Raw genomic sequence first — 11,704 nt, 5'->3', positions numbered from 1 at the left:
TCTACGGACGGCCGGCGGTCGGCGGAGTCCCCCCTTTGTCCTCAGGTGAGGGCACGCTTGAGCAACTTTCCGGTGGCGGTCATCGGCAGCGACTCGACGATGGCGACGACCCGGGGGTATTTGTAGGCCGCCATCTGCTCCTTGCCCCAGGCGACCAATTCGTCCTCGGTGACCGTGGCGCCCGAGTTGAGGATCACGAACGCCTTGACCTCTTCGCCGTGGCTCTGGTGCGGCACCCCGATGACCGCGGCGAGGGAGACCGCCTCGTGGGTCATCAGGACCTCCTCGATCTCCCGCGGGTAGACGTTGAAGCCACCCCGGATGATCATGTCTTTGGCCCGGTCGACGATGTAGTAGAAGCCGTCCTTGTCGCGCCGGCCCAGGTCACCGCTGCGGAACCAGCCGTCCTTGATGACCTCGGCGGTCGCCTCCGGCCGGCCGTAGTAGCCGCGCATGATGTTGTGGCCGCGGATGGCGATCTCGCCGATCTCGTCGACCCCGTCGATCGTGTTCCACTGCTCGTCGATCAGCTTCACCTCGACGCCCCAGATCGGGATGCCGATCGAACCGGGGCGGGGATCGCTGTTCGGGTCGCTGAAGGTGGCCACCGGCGAGGTCTCGGACAGGCCGTACCCCTCGAGGATGGTCACCCCGAAGCGTTCCTTGACCGCCTTGATGATCTCGACCGGCAGGCTGGACCCGCCGGACACCGCGACCCGCATGTTGCCGGCGATCCGCTCGACGTCGACATCCTCGGTGAGCGCGTTGAGCAGCCCCCACCACATCGTCGGCACGCCCGCGAAGAACGTGACGCTTTCCTGATCGAGCAGCTTCACCGCGGCCGCCGCGTCGAACCGGGGCAGCAGCACCAGCGTCGAGGCGGTGGCGAAACCGGCGTTCATGTTGACCGTCGAGCCGAACGAGTGGAACAGCGGCAGCACCAGCAGGTGCGTGTCGACGCCCGGCTTGCTCTGGAACAGCCGGTTGCAGGTGAGCGCGTTGAGGATCAGGTTGGAGTGGCTGAGCTCGGCGCCCTTGGCCTGTCCGGTGGTGCCGCTGGTGTAGAGGATGACGGCCGGGTCGGTCTCGGGCAGCAGCACCGATTCGAAGACCGGGCTCTTGCCGCTCAGGGCCTGGCCGAGCGTCTCGGCCCCGTCGACCGTGCTCGGCGCGGCCGGGTCGGCGGTGATCAGGAAGAAGTGCTCGCAGTCGTCGGCCTGCTGGAAGCCGGTGTGGCCCTCGGCGCCCATCGGCAGCTCGGGGGTGCCCTGGAAGCAGAGGTAGGCCTTGGCGTCCGAGTCGGCCAGGTGGTAGGCGATCTCCCGGCCCTTGAGCAGCACGTTCAGCGGGACGACCACCGCGCCGGACTTGAGGATGCCGTAGTAGACGACCGGGAAGTACGGGAGGTTGGGGCAGGACAGCGCGACCTTGTCACCGGGCCGGATGCCGCGCTCGGCGAGCAGGTTGGCCACCTGGTTGGCCGCCGCGTTGAGCTGGGCGTAGGTGAGCCGCGTTTCCCCGAGGACGACCGCCACCCGCTCCGGATAGTTGCGAGCGCTGTCCTCCAGCAGGACGGAGAGGTTGAGCATGCCGTCTTTCCCCTTCACGTTTCTCGGGTGTGGTCCGGGTCTCATTCGAGCATGCCCGGCCTGGCCATCAGAACCCCCCATTTCGCCGGTGTTTCGGGTTAGCGCGCCGTCGCGCTCCGGGGTTGCGTGATCGCTGTAACCTCTGCTCCGCCGTGCCGGATCGTCGATGATCCATGGCTTCTCCTGGTTTCGGCCGGGCGGCGGGGGATTCGGCCGGAGGGATTGATCGGTGGACAGAGGCAGGCTTGCCCGGGTGGGGGTGCTGGTGGCGGCGGGCGCCGTGCTCTGCGCGTGCAGCTCGACCGGTGAGGCGGCGCAGACTCCCGGCCTGGAGGCGCGCGGCACGGTGGTGACCACGGTGAAGCCGACCCGGCAGGACCTCACCAACCAGATCAGCCTGGCCGGGAAGGTCGAGATCAATCCGGTCTTCGGCATCGTCGCGCCGGTCGACGGCGAGCTGCGGTACGTGGATCGCCAGCCGGCCAAGACCGCGTCGACCCGGCCGATCTGGGTGGCGTCGATCTGGGACGACGGGGTGCCCCGCCGGGTCGAGATCCCGAAGGACTCGATCCTGGCCGGCCGGCTGATGGACGACCGCTCCGACGTGACCGCCGGGATGCCGGTCATCTCGGCCCGCTACGCCGGGTACGGCATCGTCGCCGACATCGACAGCGCCCAGGCCTACCGGATCGCCGGTGCCGTGAAGACCGTGCGCGGGCAGATCACCAACGGACCGGGCCCGTTCGAGTGCAGCGCCCTGGGGACGATTGCGGCCCTGCCGGCCGGGACCATCCCGGAACCGCCTGTGGTTTCGCCGCCGGCCTCTGCCGGCCCCAGCGCCCCGCCCGTCGTCGGCGACTCGGAGTCCGCTCCCGGCTCCGAACCCACCGGTTTGCGCCTCGTCTGCACCGCCCCCGAGGAAATCAAGCTGATCAACGGCGCGTCGGTCACCCTCGACGTGGTCACCGCGAAGGCCTCGCACGTCCTGGTCCTGCCGGTGGAAGCGGTCGCCGGCATCCAGGGCAAGGGCAAGGTCGACGTGGTCGGCGAGGACCGCACCCGCAAGACCGTCGACGTGACCCTCGGCCTCACCGACGGCAAGGTGGTGGAGATCCGCAAGGGCCTGCGCGGCGACGAGACCATCGCGGTGCCCGGTCCCGACCTGCCCACGGCGGCTCCCGGCCAGAATGGCCCGTCCGGAGCCGTGGGATGACCGACCCGCTGATCCGGCTGACCGGCATCACCAAGGTGCTCAAGGGCCAGCAGGAGCCCCGCACCATCCTGGACGGCGTCGACCTGACCGTGGCGGCCGGCGAGAGCGTCGCCATCGTCGGCCGGTCCGGTTCCGGCAAGAGCACCCTGCTCAGCGTGATCGGCCTGTTCGACCGGGCCGACTCGGGCCAGTACGAGCTGGCCGGGCAGGACATCAGCCGGGTGCCCGAACGCCGCGCCGCCAAGCTCCGCAGCTCGCATTTCGGCTTCGTGTTCCAGCGCTTCTTCCTGCTCAAGCACCTCACCGCCGCCCAGAACGTGGCGATGGCCCTGGTCAACGGCCAGGGCTGGCTGCCCCGCCGGGAACGCCGGGCCCGGGTGCTGGAAGCCCTCGACCTGGTCGGCATCGCCCACCTCGCGAAGAACCGCCCGGCCCGGATGTCCGGTGGCGAACAACAACGGGTCGCCATCGCCCGCGCCCTGGTGCGCAACCCCCGGGTGCTGCTCGCCGACGAACCCACCGGCGCCCTCGATACCGAGACCGGCGCCCTGGTCATCGACGCCCTGCTCGCCGCGACCACCCGCGGCTGCGGCCTGATTCTGGTCACCCACGACCGCGACCACGCCGCCCGGATGGGCCGCATCCTCGACCTGGACGCCGGCGTGCTCACCGAGCGGGTGCCGGCATGAGGAGATTCTCCGGTCGCTTCCGCTCCTCGCTGATCATCGGGCTGCAGGGCATCCGCGCCCGCAAACTGCGCACCCTGCTGTCCATGGTCAGCCTCTTCCTGGGCGTGTCCGCCGTCGTGGTCGTCCAGGCCGGCGCCAGCATCGCCGAGAAGGCCCTGCTCGCCGACCTGCAACTCACCGACGGCATCGACGGCACCCGCATCGTCGACATGCCCCCGGAGCCCAAGGCCGCCGACATCGTCATCAGCACGCTCAAGGGCCGCACCGACGGCGTGGCGACTCTCGGCGTCTCGGCGATCATCGGCGAGCCCGGCGTCCGCCCGGTCAACGAGGGCGGATCCCCGATCGACGAGGACTGGGGCGGTGGCATGGTCTGTTACGGCGACGGCCGCTGCGAGCCGGACACCAGCAACGGTCCCGAGGGTGCCGCCATCGAGGTGCGCCTGACCGCGCTGACCGGCGACGTGCGGATGTTCCGCCCGTTCACCCAGCAGTCCGGCCGCTGGCTCGACTTCAGCACGATGCCGTCGATGGCCCCGCGCCTGGTGCTGAACCAGGAGGCCGCGAAGGGCTTCGACCGCTACCGGGTCCCCGCCGAGATGCGGGTCACCGGCGCCTCCGCCAACCTGACCCCGCAGCTCATCGGCGTCATCGACGACGGCGACCAGCAACCCCGCGCGTACGTCCGCCTCGACGAGCTCACCAACTGGCTGTCGCCCGCGAATCTGGGCAACGGCGGCGCCGAGATGCGGGTGCTGCTGGCCCCGGAAACCCCGACCGAGCAGATCCTGACCACCAAGCTGCGCGGCGCCGGCGTCGAGACCTACGTGTCCACCGTCGAATCCCGCAAGCACCGCCAGAAGGAGCTGACGCTGATGCGCCTGATCTTCTTCTCGATGGCGGGCCTGGTGCTGCTGATCGGCGTGGCCGGCATCCTCAACGTCGGCCTGGCCACCGTGGGCGAACGGATCGAGGAGTTCGCCCTGCGCCGCGCCGTGGGTACCCCGCGAATGCTGCTGGCCGGCATTGTTCTCGCCGAAACGTTGCTGACCGGCCTGCTCACGGCCGCGGCCGCGATCGGCGTGTGCGTAGCCGGCCTGAAAGCCGTGTCGATGCTGATCGGCGACAGCGAACCGCTGCTGCACAACGTCCAGTTCCCGTGGGAGGCCGGCGTGGCCGGCATCCTCGCCGGCATCGTGGCGGGCATCCTGGGCGGTTTCGTCCCCGCCCTGCGAGCAGCCGGCATCCCGATCGCCACCGTCATGCGTGCCTGACTTTTGTGGCTGACGGACCGGCTGCCCGCCCGGGCGGCCGGTTCAGCCGCCGTTGTACTGCATCCAGGCGCCGTCGCCCGCGCATTTGGTCACGGTGGGATTGACGGTGTAATAGAGATAGACGCAGATGTACGGGCGTATCCAGAGCGCGTTCGTGTTGCTGGTGAGGCTGTGTCGCAATACCGAATCATCGGCGCCGGTGTTGCCGGCGGTGTCCAGGGCTTCGTTCAATATGTTCGGACTGGATCCGAAAAAGTAGTAGTTGCGATAATAGAAGCCGGCCGCATGGGCGGGCGTGGCCGAAATCGTCACCAGCGACACGACGACGGTCAGAAATACGGACGCTTTTCTGAGGATTCTGCGCAGGGCATTCTTGCCGTGCATGAGCGGCCTCTCATTATCGGTTTCTGCCGATAATCCTGGACGCTAACATCCACGATGGACAGAGTCGATACCCGCGTGATGAACCGGGTAAGTCTCCGCGATTATCCGGTCGCTGCCCGGGTGCCGCGCATGACCGGCAGGGCGGTGGCGGCCAGGGCGATCACGGCGCAGGTGGCGATCACGGTGGCGGCGGTGCCCCACGGGATGACCAGCGGGACCGGGCGGCTCAGCTCCGCCTCGACGGCCGCGCGGAAGCCGCCGAGCGAGGCCACGGCCACGGCGCCGCCCAGCATGGTGCCGACGGCGACGGCCAGCAGCGCCTCGGCCGACGTGACCCGCAGGATCTGGCCGCCCGATGCTCCGGACAGCCGCAGAGTGCGGAACTCGGGGCGGCGCGCGGCCGTCGCCATCAGCAGCGTGTTGGCCACGGCCAGACCGGTGTAGCCCACGGTGAGGCCGATCAGCACCGCGAGGAACAGATCGACCAGCTCACCCTCCTCGTCAAGGTCGGCCTGCACGTAGTCCCGGGCCGTCATGGCCCGCGCCCCGACCGCGGCGACCGGCGAGCCGCTGAGCAGGACGGCCTCGGTCAACGCGGCCGGATCGTGCCGGCGAACCAGTTCGCGGGGCACCAGCATGCCGGGCCCGGCCTCAGCCCGGACCGCCCGAACGACCATGCGTGAGGTGCTCCCGTCCGCCCACCGGAGGTCAACGCCGTCGCCGGCCGAGGCCCGCAATTCGGCCGCGGTCGCCTTGTCGAGCACCATCCCGCTACCGCTGGCCGGGCCGGCGGCGTAATACCCGGCCGTGGTGCCGCCGTGCGTTATCAGGACGCGAGTGGGGAGCTGTGACGTGCCGGTCTGGGCGGCGACGGCCGCTTCGGTCAGGCCGGGGGTGCCGTCGGGGGCGAGGACCGTGGCGGCCGGGATCTTGTCGGCGTCGGCCGCGCCCTGCACGCCGTCGATCGTGGCGACCGTGCCGGTCAGCAGCACCGTGAAGCCGACCGTCAGCAGCACCGGCGCCGCCGTGGACGCCACCCGCCGCACGGCCACCAGGGTGCCCTCGCGGACCAGCATGCCGATGGCGGCCCGCCGCCACGGCCACGTCACCACGCGCACCAGCGGCACGATCACCACCGGTGCCAGCAGCGCCGCCGCGGTCAGCAGGAGCATCGCGGCGCCGAGACCCGCCGTTGACCGGTCGGTTACCGGCATCGACGGCATCTTCGCCAGCAGGAAGGCGCCGAGCGCCGCCGTCGCGCCACCCGCTGTCCAGCGCAGCGGGGTCATCGCCCGCCGTTCGACGGCTGCCTCCCGCAGGGCGTCGAGTGCGGGCACCCGGCTGGACCGCCGGGCCGCGGCCCCGACACCGGCCAGGGCGACCAGCACGCCGAGGACGAACGAGCCGGCCAGGGCCAGCGGCTGCATGGTCACGGTGTACCCGGCCGGCTCCAGGCCCACGCCGACGAGCGGGCCGGCCAGCAGCGGAGCCGTGAGTGCCCCGAGCGGAAGGCCGGCCAGGGCGGCCAGCACCGCGACTACGAGCGTCTCCGCATACATCAACCGGCGCACCTGCCCGGGCGTCGCGCCGACCGCACGCAGCAGGCCGATCTCGCGGCGGCGCTGGGCGGCACTCAGCGCGCACGTCGAGGCCACCACGAACACCGCGACGAAACCGCCCAGGCCGACCATCGCGATCAGCAGCTGCGCGCCGAGCCAGCGCACCCGGGTCACGGCGGCCGGCTCCAGCGAGTTGCGGTCGTGGCCGGCCACCACCTCGCCCGCCGCCCCGACGACGTCGCGCGCGGCGGTGGCCACCTGAGCGGCGTCGCCGTCGACCGTGAGGCCGATGACGCGGACGCCGGACGACATGGTCAGGGCGGCCGGGTCGGCGACGTAGAAGCCGGGGCCGTCGACCGTGCCGGTCACCGTCCAGGTGGCCGGGCCGGCGGCGGTGAGCACCTCGATGCGGCTGCCCGGCGCCGCGCCGTCGACCGCGACCTCGTCCGGACGGCGCGGCGGCGTGCCCGCGGACAGCCGGTAGCCGCCGAGCCGCGCCGAGGACCAGGCGTGCCCGTCGAGCAGGGCATCGGTGGGATCGCCGGTCGGCCGCCCCGCGACGACGCGCTGCACGTAGAAGACCGGGTCGGCGGCGGCCGCCGTCACGCCGGGCAGGGCGGCCAGCCGGGCCGACAACCGGGTGGCCTCGGCGGCCGTCCAGGACTGGTATTCCGGCTCGCCGTAACTGTTCTTGCCCACCGACGGGGAGCGGACCAGCACCGGCGACGCCGAATATCGCTCCGGCGCCTCGGGCCGGGAGGACAGGTAGATCGTGGTGGAACCGGCCACCAGCGCCACGCCCAGGGCGATCGCCACGAACGTGCCGGCGAAACCGCCGAACCGGTGCCGCACCATGTGCCAGGCGAGGCTCACGACATGACCTCTTCCAGGTGGGCCGTGCGGACCGCGATCTCCTGCGCCCCGGACGGACCGTCGAGCGAATCGACGAGGCGGCCGTCGGCCAGGAAGACAACCCGGTCGGCGTGCGCGGCCGCGAACGGGTCGTGCGTGACCATCACGACGGTCTGGTCGTGCCGGTCGACCGCCGCCCGCAGAAGCCGCAGCACCTCCCGGCCCGACGCGGCGTCGAGCGCACCCGTCGGCTCGTCGGCGAACAACACCGCCGGGCGGGTGACGAGGGCCCGGGCGATCGCCACCCGCTGCTGCTGGCCGCCGGACAGCTCGCCCGGCCGGTGCCCGGCCCGGTCGGCCAGGCCGACCTCACCCAGCATCGCGGTGACCTCACCCGGTTCCGGTTTCCGGCCGGCCAGGCGCAGCGGGAGCGCCACGTTCTGCGCGGCGGTCAGCGCCGCGATCAGGTTGAACGCCTGGAACACGAAGCCGACCCGGGCCCGGCGCAACCTGGTCAGCGCCCGCTCGGACAACCCGCCCACCGGCGTGCCGTCGATGATCACCTCGCCGCCGGTGGCCCGGTCGAGGCCGGCCGCGCAGTGCAGCAGCGTCGACTTGCCCGACCCGGACGGGCCCATCACCGCGGTGAACGTGCCGGCCGGGAAGACCACGTCCAGCGCGTTCAGCGCGGTCACCGCACGCTCGCCGGACCCGTAAGTCTTGGAGACACCACGCAGCTCGACAGCCGGTGGTGTGTTCGCCCTTGTCATGGCGACCAGCTAACCGGGCCGGCAGCGGCGGCACAGTAGTGCTGGATGGAGTCTTGAGGGTATATCCAGCACTACCGACAGCGACATCAGCGGCGGGCTACTGTGGCCGGTCCTCCAGGCATTCCCGAAGGCGGCCGGAGGCCGCAGAAAGGTCCCATTCCCACCCTTGCGCGTACGCGGCGGCGAATTCCTCGGCACCCAGGGCGGCCTCGCCCCGGCGGGTGAGTTCGCGCACCTGTGGATCGGTGCGGTCGTGGGTGCCCCGCAGCCGGGCGGCGGCGCCGAGCAGCGTGGCCGACTCGTCCGGCCGCACCCGAGCGGCGGCGTGCACCGCCACCCCGGACAGGACCGGCAGTTCCCCGGTGGCCAGCGCGGCGGCGTACGCCTGGCGCAGCGCCTGGTCCGCGCCGGGCAGATCGCCGCGGGCCAGGCCGAGCGCGGCCCGTGCGCCGCCGGCCAGTGCGCGGGCGTGGTCCACGGCGAAGCCGGTGCTGCCGCGCAGCCCCCGGTCGGCGTCGTCGAGCAACATCCCGGCCCGGTCCAGATCGCCGAGCCGCACCCGGAGGCCGGCCTCCCGGATGTCGATCAGGACCAGCATCTCCGTGGCCGACGCGTGCAGCGCCCGCTCCCGCGCGGAGGCGATCATCGCCAAGGCCCGGCCGGTGTCGTCGCGCCGAAGGTGCACGTCGATCCAGCGCAGGTCGCTGTAGAGCTGGTCGCCGAGGCCGAGCCCGCCGAACTCCCCGGTCAGCGTCCGGGCCTCGCGCAGGTCGGCCAGCGCGCCGTCGAGGTCGTCGTACCGCCGCAGCTGGGCACGCATCGGCAGGGTCGCGGCCTGACCCCAGCGGTCGCCGGCCTGCCGGAATCCGGCCAGGGACGCCTCCACGTATGCCCGCATCCGGGTGGGCTCGCCGGCGTTCTCGGCGATCTCGGCCAGGAACATGTTGGCCAGCCCGGACAGCCACCCGTCGGCACCGTCGGCCAGGCTCTGGAAGATCGCGAGCGCGGCCGCCGGCTCCAGCAGGAAGAGCAGCACCGGGCCGAACACCCGGTAGTGACCCGGCAGTTCCGGGCGGTCGACCAGACGGGCGGCCAGCTCCCGCATCTCCACCCGGTCGTCGGCGGCCTCGCCGGCGGTGATCCCCGACTGGATGTCCGCCCGGTTGAGCAGGTAGACGGCTCGCGCGCAGTCCCGCTCGGGCGAGGCCGCGCCGCCGGGCACGGCCAGGGCCTCGCCGAGCCAGTAGGCGCCGTCGGGCTGGCGGCCGGCCATCTGCCAGTACCAGGTCAGGGCCAGGGCCAGGGCGATCGCGCCGGCCGGGTCGTGGCCGGCGCACCGGTGGCGCAGGGCGGCGAGCGCGTTGTCGTACTCGGCGCCGATGACGTCCATGGCCGCCAGTTGGCCGGGACCGCGCAACCGCGGGTCGTGGCGGGCGATCAGCTCGGTGACGTGGGCGCCGGCCAGGTCCCGGGCGGTGCCGAGGTCGCCGGTGCCGGTGAGCCGGTCGATGCCGTACTCGCGGATGGTTTCCAGCATGCGGTATCGGCCGGCGCCGGCCGCCAGCTGCAGCAGCGAGCGGTCGACGAGCATGGCGAGCAGGTCCGGGATGTCGGCGGCGGGCACGGTGGTGCCGGCGCAGACGGCGGCGGCCGAGGCCGGCGTGACGCCGCCGGGCAGGACCGAGATCCGTTCCGCGACGGTGCGCTCGGCCCCGTCGAGCAGGTCCCAGCTCCAGGCGATGACCGCGCGCAGAGTGCGGTGCCGGGGCGGGGCGGTGCGACTGCCGGTGGTGAGCAGCCGGAACCGGTCGGAGAGCCCGTCGGCCAGGTCGGCCAGGGACAACGTCCGCAACCGGGCAGCGGCCAGTTCGAGGGCCAGCGGCATGCCGTCCAGGCCGCGGACCACGTCGATGACCTGCGAAAAAGTCAACCGATCAAGATCAAATCCGGGGCGTACGGCGGCCGCCCGCTCGACGAAGAGACGCACCGATGCCGTACGCCGGGATTCCTCGAGGCCGTCGCCCGCCTCGGGCAGCGTCAGCGGTCCGAGTGGCACCAGCGTCTCACCGTCGACCGTGAGGGGTTCGCGGCTGGTGGCGAGCACGCGCAGCCCGGGGCAGCGGGCCAGCAGCGCCGCGACCAGGTGGGCCACCGCGTCGATCAGGTGCTCGCAGTTGTCGACGAGCAGCAGGCTCTCCCGGCCGCCGAGCTCGCCGGCGAGAACGTCCAGCTCGTCACCCTCGGCGAACCTGCGGGCGTCCAGCATCGAGCCACCGCGCAGCCCGATCCCGGCGAGCACGGCCGCGGCGACCTTCGCGGGTTCGGTGACCGGCGCGAGGTCGACGAGCCACGCTCCGCCGGGGTGCCGGCGGGCCGCTTCCAGCGCGAGCCGGGTCTTCCCGGCGCCACCCGGGCCGAGGACGGTGACCAGGCGCCCGGCGGCGAGCAGGGTGCCGATCCGGGTGAGGTCGTCGTCGCGGCCGACGAAGCTGGTCAGCGGCGCGGGCAGACCCGGTGGCCGGATCCGCGGGGTTTCCACCGCCGGGACGGCCTCAGCCGGTCCGGGACGCAACAGCCGCAGGTGGCGTTCGCGCAGGGCGGTGCCCGGGTCGGCGCCGAGGACGTCGGCCAGGGACTCGCGGATCTGCTCGTAGACGGCCAGTGCCTCGGCTTGGCGCCCGGCGGCGGCGAGCGCGTCCATCAGAAGGGCGGCGGCCCGTTCGTTGACCGGCTGCTCGGCCACCAACCCGGTCAGCCGGGCGGCGGCCGCCTCGACCCGGCCCACTGACAGCTCGGCCGCGGCCAGGTCAGCGACCACCTCGACGGACAGCTGTGCCAGCCGGGTCGCGACCGTGGGTGCGACCGCCGCGACGACCGCGGGTTCGGCGCCGGGACGGTCCACCCACAGTGCCACCGCCTCGGTGAGCGCGGCGCCGGCGGCCTGTGCGGCGCCGGCCCGCAGCCGTTCCCGGCCGGCCGCGGCGAGCTGTTCGAAGTGCAGCGCGTCCACCTCGGCCGGGTCCACGGCCAGCCGGTAGCCGCCGGCGACCTGCTCGACCACACCGGTTGGCAGGCCGGAGGCCGTGCCGGCCGGGGCGAGGGCGCGGCGCAGCCGGGAGACGAGGGTCTGCAGGGCGGCGGCCGGCCCGGACGGCGGCTGGTCCGGCCAGATCGCGTCGACAAGCACGGCGGGCTCGACCGCGCGGCCACCGGCGAGCGCCAGCCGGACGAGCAGGCCCTGCAACCGCGCCCCGGGGACGGGCAGGACGGCGTCGCCGACCGACACCTGGAACGCGCCGAGCAGCGTGACGCGTACCCGTACCTCGCTCCTCATGCCTTTGATCTTTGCGCCCGCACCGGCACCGGCCCAAATC

The 11,704-nt window shown here is 72.6% G+C and carries 8 protein-coding genes; 3 read left to right on the top strand and 5 right to left on the bottom strand.

The features are described from left to right. Positions 1-41 precede the first annotated feature (41 nt). A complete protein-coding gene (locus Ate02nite_RS26120) occupies positions 42-1,589 on the bottom strand; it encodes a long-chain-fatty-acid--CoA ligase (RefSeq protein WP_203810425.1) in 1,548 nt (515 codons plus the stop codon). A gap of 229 nt (positions 1,590-1,818) precedes the next feature. Between Ate02nite_RS26120 and Ate02nite_RS26115 the strand changes: the two genes are divergently transcribed. From Ate02nite_RS26115 to Ate02nite_RS26105, 3 genes are read left to right on the top strand one after another with little or no spacing between them, the layout of a single operon-like run. Continuing rightward, positions 1,819-2,802 carry an efflux RND transporter periplasmic adaptor subunit gene (locus Ate02nite_RS26115; protein ID WP_239147692.1) on the top strand — a complete coding sequence of 328 codons (984 nt, stop codon included), beginning with the start codon at positions 1,819-1,821 and terminating at the stop codon, positions 2,800-2,802. Next, positions 2,799-3,491: an ABC transporter ATP-binding protein gene (locus Ate02nite_RS26110; protein ID WP_203810032.1), complete on the top strand. Its 693-nt coding sequence runs from the start codon at positions 2,799-2,801 to the stop codon at positions 3,489-3,491. Before Ate02nite_RS26115 ends, Ate02nite_RS26110 begins: the two co-directional genes overlap by 4 nt. Beyond that, a complete protein-coding gene (locus tag Ate02nite_RS26105) occupies positions 3,488-4,765 on the top strand; it encodes an ABC transporter permease (protein WP_203810030.1) in 1,278 nt (425 codons plus the stop codon). The genes Ate02nite_RS26110 and Ate02nite_RS26105 overlap by 4 nt, the downstream gene beginning before the upstream one ends. A gap of 42 nt (positions 4,766-4,807) precedes the next feature. Here the strand turns inward: Ate02nite_RS26105 and Ate02nite_RS26100 are convergent, their stop codons facing one another. The 4 genes from Ate02nite_RS26100 to Ate02nite_RS26085 form a co-directional block, all read right to left on the bottom strand. Further along, on the bottom strand, positions 4,808-5,149 hold the full coding sequence (locus Ate02nite_RS26100; protein WP_203810028.1) for a hypothetical protein: 342 nt from the start codon (positions 5,147-5,149) through the stop codon (positions 4,808-4,810). A 101-nt stretch (positions 5,150-5,250) separates the two neighbouring features. Then, a complete protein-coding gene (locus Ate02nite_RS26095; protein WP_203810026.1) occupies positions 5,251-7,581 on the bottom strand; it encodes an ABC transporter permease in 2,331 nt (776 codons plus the stop codon). Further along, positions 7,578-8,330 (bottom strand): ABC transporter ATP-binding protein, encoded by a 753-nt coding sequence (locus tag Ate02nite_RS26090; protein ID WP_203810024.1) that lies wholly within the window; start codon positions 8,328-8,330, stop codon positions 7,578-7,580. The genes Ate02nite_RS26095 and Ate02nite_RS26090 overlap by 4 nt, the downstream gene beginning before the upstream one ends. A gap of 97 nt (positions 8,331-8,427) precedes the next feature. Continuing rightward, the gene (locus Ate02nite_RS26085; RefSeq protein WP_203810022.1) at positions 8,428-11,664 is read right to left on the bottom strand and encodes an ATP-binding protein; all 3,237 of its coding nucleotides are present in this window, start codon (positions 11,662-11,664) and stop codon (positions 8,428-8,430) included. Positions 11,665-11,704 lie beyond the last annotated feature (40 nt).

It is taken from the genome of Paractinoplanes tereljensis (assembly GCF_016862435.1).
Lineage (GTDB): Bacteria > Actinomycetota > Actinomycetes > Mycobacteriales > Micromonosporaceae > Actinoplanes > Actinoplanes tereljensis.
Note: the sequence above shows the minus strand (reverse complement) of the source record. Positions and strands in the feature narration are given on the sequence as shown.

What these genes read in the sequence shown, in the direction of transcription:
- Ate02nite_RS26120 (WP_203810425.1), bottom strand. Translation starts at nt 1,589, where the DNA reads ATGCTCAACCTCTCCGTCCTGCTGGAGGACAGCGCTCGCAACTATCCG.
- Ate02nite_RS26110 (WP_203810032.1), top strand. Translation starts at nt 2,799, where the DNA reads ATGACCGACCCGCTGATCCGGCTGACCGGCATCACCAAGGTGCTCAAG.
- Ate02nite_RS26105 (WP_203810030.1), top strand. Translation starts at nt 3,488, where the DNA reads ATGAGGAGATTCTCCGGTCGCTTCCGCTCCTCGCTGATCATCGGGCTG.
- Ate02nite_RS26100 (WP_203810028.1), bottom strand. Translation starts at nt 5,149, where the DNA reads ATGCACGGCAAGAATGCCCTGCGCAGAATCCTCAGAAAAGCGTCCGTA.
- Ate02nite_RS26090 (WP_203810024.1), bottom strand. Translation starts at nt 8,330, where the DNA reads ATGACAAGGGCGAACACACCACCGGCTGTCGAGCTGCGTGGTGTCTCC.
- Ate02nite_RS26085 (WP_203810022.1), bottom strand. Translation starts at nt 11,664, where the DNA reads ATGAGGAGCGAGGTACGGGTACGCGTCACGCTGCTCGGCGCGTTCCAG.